The organism is Pseudomonas sp. Ant30-3, from assembly GCF_000690905.1.
GTDB lineage: Bacteria > Pseudomonadota > Gammaproteobacteria > Pseudomonadales > Pseudomonadaceae > Aquipseudomonas.
This window is the reverse complement of the sequence record NZ_JMCL01000037.1, coordinates 52,768-65,878: the sequence shown is the minus strand read 5'-3', so window position 1 is coordinate 65,878 and position 13,111 is coordinate 52,768. Positions and strand designations below refer to the sequence as shown.

Genomic DNA, 13,111 nt, shown 5'->3' with positions numbered 1-13,111 from the left:
TGGGCCTAGCCGGAGCGCCGCATATCGCAGGCAGCCGTGAGCCTGGGATTGTGGCTCGGCCGCTGGCGGGTCGCTCACCCATGCTGACCACTTATGTGCTGCACCGGGAAGGTGGATCCTCGGACGTGCTGTCACGCTTTATCGAGCGTGTGCAGGCCATCGAATCGCCGGACGGCATCAGAGCCACGCCCCCCCTTGAACCCGATTCCCAAGAGGAAGTCGAGCCATGACCATGAAGCAGATCGCCCCATTCCTGTTGGTCGCCGCGCTGTCCGCTTGCGGCCAGTCCGAAACACCGAAACAGGCAGCCAATGTACCGACCGTGGAAGAGCTGGCCGCAGATCTTGCGCGCCTGAGGGAGCTGCGCCGCCAATGCAAGACCGAGCGTCCGACGATGGGCGATGTGCTGTGCAACCGCGTGGCCGAAGCAACGAACAAGCGCTTCTTCGGAGACGGCAAGGTGCCTTACACGCCATCGGAGACGCCGCCGAAGCTCTGACCGTTGGCGGTTTGCCGCATATCCTGATTTTCTTTCTCGACACGCCGCAGCGCGCTCAAGCCTGCGGCGTTTTTACTGATTTCGTCCCTGCATGAAACCATGCTTTTTACATCACCTTGCTGCCGATAACGGTCTTTGACCGGCACTGAACCGGCACCGATCCTGACGCCTGCGGCACGCCTTTGTGCCGCGTTTTCCACGGGGAATTAGCGCAGGAGAAATCGGAGGTCAGGGTATGCAGGCTCAAGGTGTGTTGTTCGGGCAGATCGCCGCCGTGTTCGGCATCGTGATCGCCGGTGTGTGGGGTGCCACGCAATGGACAGCCGCCGCCTTGGGCTACCAGCTACGCCTTGGCTCGCCCTGGTTCGACTTGTACGGCACACCGGTCTATTACCCTTGGAAGCTGTTCGAGTGGTGGTTCTTCTTCGACGCTTACGCGCCGCAGATTTTCGATACTGGCGGCATGATCGCGGTGGGCAGCAGCCTACTGGCCGTGGTGGTCGCCATCGCCATGTCGGTGTGGCGCTCGCGCCAGGCGCGCAAGGTGACGACCTATGGCTCGGCCCGCTGGGCCGATGCTGCCGACATTCGCAAAGCCGGGCTGACGAAGCCTGCTGGCGTCTTTCTCGGTCAGCATGAAGGCCACTATCTGCGGCACGAAGGGCCGGAGCATGTCCTGACCTTTGCGCCGACGCGCTCCGGCAAGGGCGTGGGCCTGGTGGTGCCGACGCTGCTGTCCTGGCCCGCGTCCGCCGTCATCCACGACATCAAGGGCGAGAACTGGCAGATCACCGCTGGCTGGCGTTCGCGCTTCTCGCATTGCCTGCTGTTCAACCCGACCGATGCCAGTTCGGCGGCCTACAACCCGCTGCTGGAAGTGCGGCGCGGCGCGCATGAGGTGCGCGACGTGCAGAACATCGCCGACATCCTGGTCGATCCCGAAGGTGCGCTGGAGAAGCGCAACCACTGGGAGAAGACCAGTCACGCGCTGCTGGTCGGTGCCATCCTGCATGTGTTGTACGCGGGCGAAGACAAGACGCTGCGTGGCGTCGCCAACTTTCTCAGCGATCCAGCCAGCCCGTTCGAGCTGACATTGCACCGGATGATGACGACCAAGCACTTGGGTGATGTGCAGCATCCGGTTGTCGCCTCCGCCGCCCGCGAAGTGCTCAACAAGAGCGACAACGAGCGCTCGGGCGTGCTCTCCACTGCCATGTCGTTCCTCGGCCTGTACCGCGATCCGACCGTGGCCGAAGTCACCTCGCGTTGCGACTGGCGCATTGCCGACCTGATCGCTTCAGAGCATCCCGTCTCGCTGTATCTGGTAGTGCCGCCTTCTGACATTTCGCGCACCAAACCGCTGATCCGGCTGATCCTCAACCAAATCGGACGACGGCTCACCGAATCGCTGGATGGCAGTGATGGCATCCAACGCCGCCACAAGCTGCTGTTGATGCTCGATGAGTTCCCGGCGCTGGGCCGTCTGGACTTCTTCGAGACCGCGCTGGCCTTCATGGCGGGCTATGGCATCCGCAGCTTCCTCATCGCGCAGTCGCTCAACCAGATCGACAAGGCATATGGGCAGAACCATTCGATCCTGGACAACTGCCATGTGCGCGTGACCTTCGCTACCAACGACGAACGAACGGCCAAACGCATTTCTGAAACCCTCGGCACCGCCACTGAACTGCGCGCCCAGCGCAACTATGCCGGACACAGATTGGCCCCATGGCTCGGCCACCTGATGGTGTCGCGGCAGGAAACCGCACGGCCACTGCTTACGCCGGGCGAAGTGATGCAACTGCCGACCGATGAAGCGGTGGTGATGGTGTCCAGTGTCGCGCCGATCAAGGCGAAGAAGCTGCGCTATTTCGCCGATGCCAATTTCAAGCAGCGGGTATTACCGCCGCCTTCGGTGACGGCTGGCCGCTATGCCGATGTGCCGCCGGCACGGCCTGACGACTGGAGCGGCTTGGCAATACCTGCGGTTCCCGCGACACCGGCCACGGCGTCCGCCGATGACCTGGAGGCCTTGGGTTCGACCGACGATGGCGGCCCACGCCGCCAGCCCGAACTGTCCGAAGCCATCGCCTATGCCCCCGAGATGGATGCCCCGAGCAGCGACCTGTCGCTGCTCGATGACGACGACATGCCCCCGGTGCTTCCCGGCCAGATCGACCCCGCCCTGCAACGCACGGCGCGACTGGCTTCTCTCGACCCCAACGACGGAATCGACCTATGAGCCAATACCGCCTCAATCTGTTCATCCAGCACGAGCACGCCAAACGTCTGGAAGAACTGGCCGCCAAGAAAGGCGTGTCCAAGTCGTCCATCGTCGCGGCGGCGCTCGCATCGTGGCTATCGCCCGATGCCGGCGACCAGCGAGAGGCCGCCATCGCCAAACGCCTAGATCGCCTGTCGCGGCAGGCCGAGCGCCTGGAGCGTGATCAGAACATCCAGATCGAAACGCTGGCGCTGTTCGTCCGCTACTACCTGACTGTCAGCACGCCGGTGCCCGAAGCCCATCAGGATGCAGCCCGCGCCCAGGGCAAGGCGCGCTTCGAGCAATTCGTCGAACAGTTGGGCCGTCACCTGCTGCGTGGCCGCAGCTTGGTGCGCGCCGTGGTGGAAGAGCTGCACCCCGACCCCATGCGCATGGATGACGCGGCGGCGATGGCAGCCGCCCACGAACGCAGTGCGGAGCGTGCGTCATGAGTGCCGTTCCTCAAATCCCGCCCGAGCCGCGTTCATCCGCTGCGGCGTCCCAGGATCGCCGCATCCAGATGTTGCGCACGGCGATGGGGCCGGTGATTGCCGCAGCGCTGGAAGACCCGGACGTGGTGGAAGTGATGCTCAACCCCGACCGGACATTGTGGGTGGATCGGCTGTCCTCTGGCCGTGCGCCGCTCGGTGTCGAACTGCCCGAGGCCGATGGCGAACGCATCATCCGCTTGGTCGCCGCCCATGTCGGTGCGGAGGTGCATCGCGGCCAACCGCTATTGACCGCCGAACTGCCGGAGACCGGTGAGCGCTTCGAGGGCATCTTGCCACCCGCCGCACCTGGCCCGGCCTTTGCGCTGCGCAAGCGCGCCGTGAGCATCATCGGTCTGGATCGCTATGTGGCCGATGGCATCCTGAGCGCTGGGCAGGCCGAGTTCCTGCGCCATGCCGTGCGCGAGCGGCACAACATCCTGATCGCCGGAGGCACCAGCACCGGCAAGACCACCTTGGCGAATGCGCTGCTGGCCGAGATCGCCGCCACCGGCGACCGCGTGCTGGTGCTCGAAGACACCATCGAACTGCAATGCGCGGCCCGAGACCATGTGCCGCTGCGCACCCGCACAGGCGTGGTGTCGATGCAGGAACTTGTGCGCGCCACGATGCGGCTGCGCCCGGATCGCGTGATCGTGGGCGAAGTGCGCGGCGGCGAAGCGCTGGATCTGGTGAAGGTCTGGGGTACGGGCCACCCCGGCGGCATCGCCACCATCCATGCCGGCTCCGCCTTGGGCGCTCTGCTGCGCCTGGAGCAACTGATCCTCGAAGTGGCAGTGAATCCGCCCCGCGCCCTCATCGCCGAGGCAGTCAATGTGGTGATCCACATCGCAGGCCGTGGACGCAAACGCCACGTCGAAACCATTTCCCTTGTCGTCGGCTTCGACGGCTCGGGCTACCGCCTGGCGGATGCGCTGGAAACGCCGCTTCCCGAACTGCCGCCGGTTCCTCTTGCAGCCGCTGCCGCTGCGCCTTCCCTGACCACTGACCAACCTGGAGAACTGCCATGACGCACGTTGATGCTTTCCGTCTTTCTGTAAATCCGCATTCACTGCTGCCCATGCTGGCGCGTTTGCACCGCCTGGCTCTACCCGCAGGACAAGGGCTGCTGCTCGCGGTGTTGATGCTGTTGCTGGCGGGAACCGCGCAGGCGGCCGGTTCCTCTATGCCGTGGGAAGGCCCGCTGCAATCCATCCTCGAATCCATCCAGGGGCCGGTGGCACGCATCGTCGCGGTCATCATCATCATTTCGACCGGCCTGGCGCTCGCCTTCGGCGACACGTCGGGCGGCCTTCGCAAGCTCATCCAGATCGTGTTCGGGTTGAGCATCGCGTTCGCCGCATCCTCGTTCTTCCTGTCGTTCTTCAGCTTCTCCGGCGGGGCCGTCGTATGAGTACGGTCAGCGACCTTCCGGGCTTCGAGGTGCCGCTGCATCGCTCGCTGACCGAGTCGATCCTGCTGGGCGGTGCGCCGCGCACCGTGGCGATTGCCAACGGCACGCTGGCCGCCGCCGTCGGGCTGGGCCTGCAACTGTGGATTCCCGGCGTGGTGCTGTGGATCGTCGGCCATTCGCTGGCGGTCTGGGGCGCGCGTGTCGATCCGCAGTTCATGCAGGTCTTCGCCCGGCACATCAAACACAAGCCGCTGCTGGACGCATAGGGAGAAGCCGACATGCTGAACCTTGCCGAATACCGCCAGCGGCCCGCGCTGCTGGCCGACTGGTTGCCCTGGGCCGGGCTGATCGCGCCAGGCGTGGTGCTGAACAAGGATGGTTCGTTCCAGCGCACAGCACGTTTTCGCGGGCCGGATCTGGACAGCGCCACGCAAGGCGAACTGATCGCCACGTCGGCGCGCTTGAATAACGCACTGCGCCGCCTTGGGTCTGGATGGGCCTTGTTTATCGAAGCCGAGCGCCGCGCAGCGGCGGGCTATCCGCGTTCCGAGTTTCCCGAACCGCTATCTTGGTTGGTGGAAGAAGAACGTCGCGCGGCCTTCGAGGAATCCGGTCACCACTTTGAAAGTGCCTACCACCTGACGCTGGCCTACCTGCCACCAGAAGAATCTCGCGCCCGTGCCGCCAAGATGCTCTATGAGAATGCGCCGGGCGACGGCGTGGACTGGCAGGGGCGGCTGGATGCCTTCGTGGCGGAAACGGATCGCGTGCTCGACCTGCTCGACGGCGTGATGCCGGAGATTGCCTGGCTCGATGATGCACAGACGCTGACCTACCTGCACGCCACGGTTTCGACGCGGCGCTACCAACTGGCCGTGCCCGAAGTGCCTTTCCACCTCGACGCGCTGCTGGCCGATTCCGCCCTGGTCGGTGGCCTCGCGCCCATGCTGGGCAACCAGCACCTGCGCGTGGTGTCAGTGCGGGGCTTTCCGACCTCGACCTGGCCGGGGATTCTGGACGACCTCAACCGCCTGGGCTTTGGCTACCGTTGGAGCACGCGCTTTCTGTGCCTAGACAAAGCCGAGGCGGAAAAAGAACTGGGCCGCCTGCGCCGCCAGTGGTTCGCCAAACGCAAGAACGTCGTCGCGCTGCTGCGGGAAACGATCTTTCAGCAAGAAAGCCCGCTGGTCGATACCGACGCCAACAACAAGGCCGCCGATGCCGATGCCGCCTTGCAGGAGTTGGGAAGCGATCAAGTCGCCTTTGGCTACCTGACGGCCACCGTCACCGTCATGGATGCCGATGCTGCCGTGGCCGACGAGAAGCTGCGCATGGTGGAGCGCGTCATTCAGGGCCGGGGCTTCGTCACCATCCCCGAAACCCTCAATGCGGTGGATGCCTGGCTGTCGTCCATTCCCGGTAACGCCTACGCGAACGTGCGTCAGCCCATCGTCTCGACGCTGAACCTAGCGCACATGATGCCGTTGTCCGCTGTGTGGGCCGGGCCGGAGAGGAACGCGCATCTGGACGGCCCGCCGCTGATCGTCACCCGCACCGATGGCGCGACGCCGTTCCGGCTGGTGACGCATATCGGCGACGTGGGCCACACGCTGGTCGCGGGGCCGACCGGCATGGGCAAGTCGGTGCTGCTGGCCACGCTGGCGATGCAGTTCCGCCGTTATCCCGGTTCGCGCATCTTCGCCTTCGACATGGGGCGCTCGATGCGCGCCACCATCCTGGGGCTGGGCGGCGAGCATTACGACCTGGGCAATGACGGGACGATTGCTTTCCAGCCATTGGCCCGCATCGACCAGGAGGGCTACCGCACCTGGGCCGCCGAATGGGTGGAAGGCCGCTTGCTGCATGAAGGTGTCGCCATCGGCCCGGACGAGAAGGCAGCGATTTGGTCGGCACTGTGCAGCCTGGCCGGTGCGCCAGTGGAGCAGCGCACGCTGACGGGCCTGTCGGTGCTGTTGCAATCGAACGCACTGCGCCAGGCGCTCGCACCCTATGTGCTGGGCGGCGCCCACGGCAAGCTGCTGGACGCCGATGCCGACAGGCTGGGTTCCGGCAGTGTGCAGGGCTTCGAGATGGAAGAACTCATGCATAGCAAGGCGGCGGTACTGGCCGTGCTGGGCTACCTGTTCGCCCGCTTCGATGAACGCTTCGACGGGGCGCCCACGCTGCTGATCCTTGATGAAGCCTGGCTGTTCCTTGATGACCCGGTGTTTGCCGCCCGCATCCGGCAATGGCTCAAGACACTGCGCAAGAAAAACGTCAGCGTCATTTTCGCCACGCAATCGCTGGCCGACATCAAGGATTCAAGCATTGCCCCGGCGGTGATCGAAAGCTGCGCCAGTCGGATTTTTCTGCCCAACCCGCAGGCCACCGAGCCGCAAATTCGCACGATCTACGAGGGCTTCGGCCTCAACAGCCGCCAAATCGAGATCGTGGCGACCGCACAGCCCAAGCGCGACTACTACTACCAATCGCGTCTGGGCAACCGCCTGTTCGACCTCGACCTGGGGCCAGCCACGTTGGCCTTCGCGGGTGCATCCACCCCGCAAGACCAGCGCGACATGGATCGCGTGCTGCTGGACGCAGGCACACCGGGATTTGCCGGTGCCTGGCTGCGCCATCGCGGCCTCGATTGGGCCGCTGACCTGTTGCCGTCCTCACCGGCGGCTGCTTCTTTCCTCGCTTCTCAACGACCGGAGGTTTCACCATGAAGACCCAACCCCGTTTGCTGTCCGTCTCGCTCGCCGCCGTGCTGTCGGTATCGCTGCTGGCAGTGCAGCCCGCGTCCGCGCTGACGGTGTTCGATCCGTCCAACTTCGTGCAGAACACGCTGACCGCCGTGCGCACGTTGGAGCAGATCAACAACCAGATCAACCAACTCCAGAACGAAGCACAGATGCTGATGAACCAGGCGCGCAATCTGGCGAATCTGGACTTCAACATCGTCAATCGCTTGCGTTCGACGCTGGCGACCACCGAGCGGCTGATCGCCGAGGCTCGCGGCCTGGCCTACGACGTGCAGAGCATGGATGCCACCTTTGCCCGGCTGTACCCGGAGCAGTATGCCGCGACCGTCAGCGGCGACCAGATGCTGCACGACGCGCAGGAACGTTGGAAGAACACGCTGAACAGTCTGCACACCGCGATGCGGATGCAGGCGCAGGTGTCGCAGAACCTGGCGCAAGACGAAAGCGCGCTGTCCGACCTGGTCAGCCAGAGTCAGTCCGCCACCGGCGCGCTGCAAGCCATGCAGGCGACCAACCAGCTTCTGGCCTTGCAGGCCAAGCAGTCCATCCAGGCACAGCAGCTCCAGATCACGCAGGAACGCGCCGCCGCGCTGGAACTGGCACGCCAGGCGGCGGCTGTCGAACGTGGCCGGGAAGTGACGCGCCGTTTCCTGGGTGATGGCACGCCCTACACGCCGCAGCGCGTGGATTTCTACGGCAACTGACGGGAGACGGCCATGCGATGCGTTTCCTTGCTGCTTCCCGTGCTGCTGGTCGCTTGCAGTCAGCAGCCGACCGAAGACCTGGCCGCTGCCTTGGCCGCCGATCCCGTGAGACTCAAGGCTTTGCGTGCGCAGTGTGCGGCCGACAGGACGACGGCAGGCGAAGACGCCTGCCTGGCCGCGGCTGAGGCCTTCCGGCGGCGCTTCTTCGCCGGTGAAACCGGGTCTGACGAGTTCCGCACGCTGGCCGATCTGCCGCCGATCCCGCCGAGCTTCGACATACCCATCAGTGACCAGGACGCCATGCCCTTCGAGGGGGACGTGCCATGAATGACGTGACAGTGATCGACCGCTTCCTCGATACCTTCTCGCGCTACATCGACTCGGGCTTTGGGCTGCTGCAGGGCGAAGTCGCGTTCCTCACCGCCACGCTGATCGTCATCGACATGACCATCGCCGGGCTGTACTGGGCGATGAGCCACGCCACCGGCCAGGGCGATGATGTGATCGCCAAACTGCTGCGCAAGGTGCTTTACGTCGGCGCCTTCGCCTACATCATCAACAACTTCAACTGGCTCGCCAGCATCGTCTTCCGCTCGTTCGCGGGCCTGGGCCTGACGGCCAGCGGCTCGACGATGAGCATGGGCGAATTCCTGCAACCGGGACGCTTGGCCAAGACCGGCATCGACGCGGCGGCCCCCATTCTTGAGCAGATCAGCGACATGGCGGGCTTCCCCGAAGTGTTCGTGAACATGACGCCCATCGTGGTCATGTTCCTGGCCTGGGCCGTGGTGATCCTGTGTTTCTTCGTGCTGGCGATCCAGCTTTTCATCACGCTGATCGAGTTCAAGCTGACCACGCTCGCGGGCTTCGTACTGGTGCCGTTCGCGCTGTGGAACAAGACCAGCTTCCTCGCCGAGAAAGTGTTGGGCAACGTGGTGTCTTCGGGCATCAAGGTGCTGGTGCTGGCGGTCATCGTCGGCATCGGCTCGGGCCTCTTCGCCGAGTTCCAGGTGCATCCGGCCGAGCCGTCCATCGACCATGCGGTGGTCGTCATGTTGGCCTCACTGACGCTGCTGGCGTTGGGGATCTTCGGGCCGGGCATCGCCACGGGCCTGGTATCCGGCGCACCGCAGTTGGGTGCCGGCACGATGGCGGGCGCTGCTGTGGGTGCCGCAGGTGCGGCGGTGGCCGTAGGTGCCGCCGCCACCGGCGTGGGTGGTGCCGTGATGGCCGGGGCACGCATGGCACCGGCTGCCGCCAAGCTCGCCGGGGCTGGCGCGCGGGCCGCCACCTCGGCGGCTGGCAGTGCGAAGTCGGCTTTCCAGGCCGGTTCTGCCGCTGCGGGCGGCGGGGCCAAGGGCGCGATGGCAGGTTTGGGGAATGTCGCCAAGGGCGGTGCACAGGCGGCAGGCCAACGCGCCGGTGCTGGCATCAAGGCAGCAGCGGCCAAGGCGGTCGCGCCATTCAAAGCAGGCTGGCAAGGCTCTGGCGCAGAAGGCGGCTCAGGCGGTGGCACTGCAGGGCCAGCCGCCGCAGGCGATGCCGCTGGCAACACAGCCAACGCGCAGAAGCAGGGGCAACCCGGCTGGGCCAAGCGCCTGCAACGCCGCCAACGACTCACCCAGGCCACCACCACGGCCGCGCACACGCTGCGCGGTGGCGACGGTGGCGGTTCGGGCCAAGGCCCGAGCCTGAGGGATTCCGATAGCTGACTTTCAAGGAGAACTCCATGCGATTCAAACGACCGCAGGTGCGCTATGCCGACACGCCGCAGCCTGCCACTCCGTATCAAGCCGCTGCCCAAGTGTGGGACGAGCGCATCGGCTCGGCCCGCGTGCAGGCCAAGAACTGGCGGTTGATGGCCTTCGGCTGCCTGGTACTCGCGCTGCTGATGGCCGGTGGCCTGGTGTGGCGATCGGCCCAGTCCATCGTTACGCCCTATGTCATCGAGGTCGATCAGTCCGGCCAGGTACGCACCGTGGGCGAAGCAGCCACGCCGTACCGGCCCACCGATGCGCAGACGGCGCACCACATCGCACGCTTCGTGACGCTGGTGCGCTCGCTGTCCATCGATCCCATCGTTGTGCGCCAGAACTGGCTAGATGCCTACGACTACACCACTGACCGGGGCGCGGCGGTACTCAACGACTATGCGCGCACCCATGACCCGTTTGCCCGCATCGGCAAGGAATCGGTGACGGTGCAGATCACCAGTGTGGTTCGCGCCAGCGATGCGTCGTTCAACGTGCGCTGGACGGAACGCCGCTATGTCAATGGTGCGGCTGCCGGGCTGGAGCGATGGACGGCGGTGGTGTCCATCGTGCAGCAGACCCCGCGCACCGAAGAACGCCTGCGCCGCAACCCGCTGGGCATCTACGTCAATGGCCTGTCGTGGAGCCGTGAACTGGATTCTTCTGAAGGAGCCAAACCATGAATGCACGTTTCCGTAAGACCGCATTGCCGGTGATTCTGCTGGCATCGACTGTTCTGTTTGCGGGCTGCGCCACGCAGGGCAAACCGCCGCCGGCGATCTCGCTCGATGAGCCGGTGCAGGCTCAGCCATTGCCCGAGCCGCCCAAGCCCATCGAAGTCGTGACAGTGCCCGAGCCCTTGGCGCTGCCCGCACAGTTGAAGCCGCTGCAGGGCATTGATTCGGCCCCGACCACGCCGGAGCCTGCTGACGAGAAGGTGCGCGTCTCCCGCGCCAATGCAGAAGCACGCATCGCACCGACCCGCGAGGGCTACGTCAATGCGATCCAGGTCTGGCCGTTCACCGATGGCGCGCTGTACCAGGTCTATGCGTCTGTGGGCCGCGTGACGGTGATCGCGCTCCAGCCCGGCGAGGAACTGGTGACGGTCGCTGCGGGCGATACCGTGCGCTGGATCGTGGGCGATACCTCCAGCGGCAGCGGTGCCGATCTGCGCGTCAATGTGCTGGTCAAGCCTATCCGTTCCAGCTTGAAGACCAATCTGGTCATCACCACCAGCCGCAGGACGTACCTGCTGGAACTGACTTCGACTGACAAGGCATGGATGGCGTCGGTGTCCTGGGACTACCCCAAGGATCGGATGCTGGCCTTGCAGCGCCAGGCACATGCTGCTAGCGCTGCCGCGCCGGTCGATGCAGGCTTGTCGCTGGAGAACATCCGCTTTCGCTATGCCATCAGTGGCAGCAATCCGCCGTGGAAGCCGCTGCGCGCCTTCGATGATGGCGAGAAGGTCTATATCCAGTTTCCGGCAGGAATCGCCCAGGGCGAGTTGCCGCCGCTGTTTGTCATCGGTGCGCAGGGCGATGGGCAACTGGTGAATTACCGCTTTCGCTCGCCGTACTACATCGTGGATCGGCTGTTCGGTGCGGCAGAACTGCGCCTGGGGGCCGACAAGGGCGATGTGGTGCGCATCGAGCGCACGGATGGCATCGCCGGGAGGAACTGAGCATGAGCCAGGACGACATTCCCGACCTTGCGACGCAGCGGGCGGACAAGGTGGCACCCGAGGCGGTGGCGCTGCGCGCCCAACCGCGCCCGGTCACGCGCCTGAACCGGCGCACGCTGGCCATCCTCGCCGGCTGCTTGTCGATCGGCATCATGGGCGCACTGATCTGGTCGCTGCAACCGCAGCAACGCAGTGCAGGCGAATCCACGGAGCTGTACAACGTGGATCGCGTCTCGCGCTCGGAAGGGCTGGATGCGCTGCCGACGGACTATTCCAAGCTGCCAGCGCTGCCGCCTGACGTGCCGGAGCTGGGGCCACCGCTGCCGGGTGATCTGGGGCCAGCCATCGTGAACTCGCAGCAGCCGGTCGCCGCCACCTATGCCGCGTCGGGCTACGACCCCAACGATGCGCTGCGCAAGGAGGCAGAAGCGGCGGCAGCTTCATCGGTATTCTTCCGCACAGGTTCCCCGCAGGCCGCGCCCGTAGCGCAGTCGCAGGTCGCTGCCGCACCAGGCTTCGCCGCCAATTCCGCTTTCGATCCGATGGCCGCAGGCCCGGCCTCGACGGCGGCCCAGCCTGCTGATCCGACTGCCGTGCAGAACCGGCAAGACCAGAAAGAGGCGTTCCTAAAAGGTGGTTCCACGGAAACCCGTAATTCCGGCAATCTGACCCTGCCGGCTTCGCAGTATCAGGTCATGGCCGGAACGGTGGTCGCTGGGGCGCTGGTGACGGGCATCAAGTCGGACTTGCCGGGCGACGTGATCGCCACGGTGACGGAGCCGATCTACGACACGGCCACCGGCAAGTTCCTGCTGATCCCACAGGGTTCGCGCATCCTGGGCAAGTACAACAGCCAAGTCAGCTACGGTCAGAGTCGCGTGCAGGTGGTGTGGAACCGCATCATCCTGCCGGACACGTCTTCGCTCACGCTCGACAACCTGATCGGCACCGACCCGGCGGGCTACGCCGGTCTGGAAGACGACGTGGACTGGCATTGGGATCGGATCTTTGCAGGTGCCGTGCTGACCACGCTGCTGGGTGTCGGTGCCGAACTGGCTGCACCTGAGAACCGCCAGGACGGCGATCGCGTCATCATCGCCGGGCGCGACAGCCTGCAGGACACCGTGAACCAGGTCGGCCAGGAAGTGACCCGGCGCAATCTCAACATCCAACCCACGCTGACCAGCCGCCCCGGTTTGCCGGTGCGCATCATCCTCAACCGCGATCTGGTGCTACGGCCTTATCAGCCGCTGTTCTTCAACAAGGGGACTTCTCGATGAGCACGACCAAGAAACTGCGGCTGGGGCCGCTACCCAAGACCGAAAGCGTCAAGCTGACCTTCGCTTGCCCGGCCAGCTTGAAAGCCGATCTCGACCGCTATGCCGCGCTGCATGCGCAGGCGTATGGCGAGGCGGTCGATGCCTCGGCGCTGATCCCGCACATGCTGGAGGCGTTCATGGCGGGGGATCGGGGATTCAGGAAAGGAAACGGCAGCAAGGCCGTGCCACCGAAGCCAAGCTGAAGATGCACTAGAACCAGACTG

14 protein-coding genes and 1 pseudogene are annotated in these 13,111 nt (G+C 65.1%); all 15 read left to right on the top strand.

Going from position 1 to position 13,111, the window contains the following annotated elements; translation table 11 throughout:
- Positions 1-230: pseudogene (locus DU29_RS1000000131365) on the top strand (LysR family transcriptional regulator); the annotation flags it as partial.
- Positions 231-232: 2 nt separating this feature from the next.
- Positions 233-499, top strand: a complete 267-nt coding sequence (locus tag DU29_RS0110430; protein ID WP_028621640.1) for a hypothetical protein — start codon at positions 233-235, stop codon at positions 497-499.
- A gap of 235 nt (positions 500-734) precedes the next feature.
- Positions 735-2,741, top strand: a complete 2,007-nt coding sequence (locus DU29_RS0110420; RefSeq protein ID WP_028621638.1) for a conjugal transfer protein TraG — start codon at positions 735-737, stop codon at positions 2,739-2,741.
- Positions 2,738-3,214, top strand: a complete 477-nt coding sequence (locus DU29_RS0110415) for a CopG family transcriptional regulator (protein WP_028621637.1) — start codon at positions 2,738-2,740, stop codon at positions 3,212-3,214. The genes DU29_RS0110420 and DU29_RS0110415 overlap by 4 nt, the downstream gene beginning before the upstream one ends.
- The gene (trbB, locus tag DU29_RS0110410; RefSeq protein WP_028621636.1) at positions 3,211-4,281 is read left to right on the top strand and encodes a P-type conjugative transfer ATPase TrbB; all 1,071 of its coding nucleotides are present in this window, start codon (positions 3,211-3,213) and stop codon (positions 4,279-4,281) included. The genes DU29_RS0110415 and trbB overlap by 4 nt, the downstream gene beginning before the upstream one ends.
- Positions 4,278-4,664, top strand: a complete 387-nt coding sequence (locus tag DU29_RS0110405; protein ID WP_028621635.1) for a TrbC/VirB2 family protein — start codon at positions 4,278-4,280, stop codon at positions 4,662-4,664. The genes trbB and DU29_RS0110405 overlap by 4 nt, the downstream gene beginning before the upstream one ends.
- Positions 4,661-4,930: a VirB3 family type IV secretion system protein gene (locus DU29_RS0110400; RefSeq protein ID WP_028621634.1), complete on the top strand. Its 270-nt coding sequence runs from the start codon at positions 4,661-4,663 to the stop codon at positions 4,928-4,930. Before DU29_RS0110405 ends, DU29_RS0110400 begins: the two co-directional genes overlap by 4 nt.
- Before the next feature lie 12 nt (positions 4,931-4,942).
- Positions 4,943-7,393 carry a conjugal transfer protein TrbE gene (gene trbE, locus DU29_RS0110395; RefSeq protein ID WP_028621633.1) on the top strand — a complete coding sequence of 817 codons (2,451 nt, stop codon included), beginning with the start codon at positions 4,943-4,945 and terminating at the stop codon, positions 7,391-7,393.
- Positions 7,390-8,133, top strand: a complete 744-nt coding sequence (trbJ, locus tag DU29_RS0110390; protein WP_008294941.1) for a P-type conjugative transfer protein TrbJ — start codon at positions 7,390-7,392, stop codon at positions 8,131-8,133. The genes trbE and trbJ overlap by 4 nt, the downstream gene beginning before the upstream one ends.
- A 12-nt stretch (positions 8,134-8,145) precedes the next feature.
- A complete protein-coding gene (locus tag DU29_RS0110385; protein ID WP_008294942.1) occupies positions 8,146-8,460 on the top strand; it encodes a hypothetical protein in 315 nt (104 codons plus the stop codon).
- The gene (trbL, locus tag DU29_RS0110380; RefSeq protein ID WP_008294943.1) at positions 8,457-9,845 is read left to right on the top strand and encodes a P-type conjugative transfer protein TrbL; all 1,389 of its coding nucleotides are present in this window, start codon (positions 8,457-8,459) and stop codon (positions 9,843-9,845) included. Before DU29_RS0110385 ends, trbL begins: the two co-directional genes overlap by 4 nt.
- Positions 9,846-9,862: 17 nt before the next feature.
- Positions 9,863-10,567: a conjugal transfer protein TrbF gene (gene trbF / locus DU29_RS0110375; protein WP_028621632.1), complete on the top strand. Its 705-nt coding sequence runs from the start codon at positions 9,863-9,865 to the stop codon at positions 10,565-10,567.
- Positions 10,564-11,568: a P-type conjugative transfer protein TrbG gene (trbG, locus tag DU29_RS0110370; RefSeq protein ID WP_008294945.1), complete on the top strand. Its 1,005-nt coding sequence runs from the start codon at positions 10,564-10,566 to the stop codon at positions 11,566-11,568. The genes trbF and trbG overlap by 4 nt, the downstream gene beginning before the upstream one ends.
- A gap of 2 nt (positions 11,569-11,570) precedes the next feature.
- On the top strand, positions 11,571-12,848 hold the full coding sequence (locus DU29_RS0110365; protein ID WP_008294946.1) for a TrbI/VirB10 family protein: 1,278 nt from the start codon (positions 11,571-11,573) through the stop codon (positions 12,846-12,848).
- Entirely contained in the window at positions 12,845-13,090 is a 246-nt protein-coding gene (locus DU29_RS0110360; RefSeq protein WP_008294947.1) for a DUF2274 domain-containing protein, read from the top strand. The genes DU29_RS0110365 and DU29_RS0110360 overlap by 4 nt, the downstream gene beginning before the upstream one ends.
- Positions 13,091-13,111: the final 21 nt, after the last annotated feature.

What these genes read in the sequence shown, in the direction of transcription:
- trbL (WP_008294943.1), top strand. Translation starts at nt 8,457, where the DNA reads ATGAATGACGTGACAGTGATCGACCGCTTCCTCGATACCTTCTCGCGC.
- DU29_RS0110400 (WP_028621634.1), top strand. Translation starts at nt 4,661, where the DNA reads ATGAGTACGGTCAGCGACCTTCCGGGCTTCGAGGTGCCGCTGCATCGC.
- DU29_RS0110430 (WP_028621640.1), top strand. Translation starts at nt 233, where the DNA reads ATGAAGCAGATCGCCCCATTCCTGTTGGTCGCCGCGCTGTCCGCTTGC.
- trbG (WP_008294945.1), top strand. Translation starts at nt 10,564, where the DNA reads ATGAATGCACGTTTCCGTAAGACCGCATTGCCGGTGATTCTGCTGGCA.
- trbE (WP_028621633.1), top strand. Translation starts at nt 4,943, where the DNA reads ATGCTGAACCTTGCCGAATACCGCCAGCGGCCCGCGCTGCTGGCCGAC.
- DU29_RS0110365 (WP_008294946.1), top strand. Translation starts at nt 11,571, where the DNA reads ATGAGCCAGGACGACATTCCCGACCTTGCGACGCAGCGGGCGGACAAG.
- DU29_RS0110360 (WP_008294947.1), top strand. Translation starts at nt 12,845, where the DNA reads ATGAGCACGACCAAGAAACTGCGGCTGGGGCCGCTACCCAAGACCGAA.
- DU29_RS0110405 (WP_028621635.1), top strand. Translation starts at nt 4,278, where the DNA reads ATGACGCACGTTGATGCTTTCCGTCTTTCTGTAAATCCGCATTCACTG.
- trbJ (WP_008294941.1), top strand. Translation starts at nt 7,390, where the DNA reads ATGAAGACCCAACCCCGTTTGCTGTCCGTCTCGCTCGCCGCCGTGCTG.
- DU29_RS0110415 (WP_028621637.1), top strand. Translation starts at nt 2,738, where the DNA reads ATGAGCCAATACCGCCTCAATCTGTTCATCCAGCACGAGCACGCCAAA.
- DU29_RS0110385 (WP_008294942.1), top strand. Translation starts at nt 8,146, where the DNA reads ATGCGATGCGTTTCCTTGCTGCTTCCCGTGCTGCTGGTCGCTTGCAGT.
- trbB (WP_028621636.1), top strand. Translation starts at nt 3,211, where the DNA reads ATGAGTGCCGTTCCTCAAATCCCGCCCGAGCCGCGTTCATCCGCTGCG.
- trbF (WP_028621632.1), top strand. Translation starts at nt 9,863, where the DNA reads ATGCGATTCAAACGACCGCAGGTGCGCTATGCCGACACGCCGCAGCCT.
- DU29_RS0110420 (WP_028621638.1), top strand. Translation starts at nt 735, where the DNA reads ATGCAGGCTCAAGGTGTGTTGTTCGGGCAGATCGCCGCCGTGTTCGGC.